A 785-nucleotide genomic window follows, 5' to 3' on the forward strand; every position below is an offset into this window, starting at 1 on the left:
CACAAGGGGGTGAAAGCGGTAGCGCACTACGATGTCATGCGAGAGATGTTGACGGGCAGAATGACTTACCCTTGTTCAACGTTCTGAAGAACGGCTGTCAGGTCGAAGAGCTGCAGTTGGGCACGATTGAACGACTCGAGCGTGCGTTGGCGCTGTTTCTTGTGGTGGCTTGGCGTGTGACCTATCTGATGCGGCTGGGCCGGACCTGTCCTGATTTGGACGCGCATCTGTTCTTCAATCCCGATGAAATTCGGGCCGCCCACTTGCTCACGAAAACGCGTATGCCTGTGCAACCCAAGCTCAACGAAGTGTTGCGCTTGGTCGCTCGCCTCGGCGGTTTCCTCGCTCGCAAGGGCGATGGCGAACCCGGCGCGGAGACAATCTGGAAGGGGCTCACAAAAGTTCATATCGCCGCGGAAACCATGCGCTTATTGCGCGATGACGGTGATGCCGACATTTCTGTATAACGACATGGCACATGCCATATCACGATGTTCCCTTGAAATTCGATCAGCACGGAGCCTCTTGCGGCACATCTCATCGCCGCTCCAATCGGAGAATCAACGACCGACGCGTCTCTTGGTCTACTGCCAACGAAGGTAAAGCGGACATCTTTCTTAGCTAGTACAACATCACCTAAATAGCTTTAATAATTAGCCTCGTTAATTATCGGGTTGCAAATACGGCTCCAGGAGCGTGACGACCAACTGTGCCATCTCGTCGAGCGACCCGGCGCCTGGCAGAGGTTCCCAACGTCCACTATGGCTGCGAAAGGCCGCGCCATA

1 protein-coding gene is annotated in these 785 nt (G+C 55.0%); it reads left to right on the forward strand.

Going from position 1 to position 785, the window contains the following annotated elements; all coding sequences use genetic code 11:
- A partial coding sequence (locus AWB68_RS45700) for an IS4 family transposase (RefSeq protein WP_268810997.1) occupies positions 1-467 on the forward strand: 467 nt, incomplete at its 5' end.
- Between the last annotated feature and the right edge of the window lie 318 nt (positions 468-785).

Source organism: Caballeronia choica (genome assembly GCF_001544535.1).
Lineage (GTDB): Bacteria > Pseudomonadota > Gammaproteobacteria > Burkholderiales > Burkholderiaceae > Caballeronia > Caballeronia choica.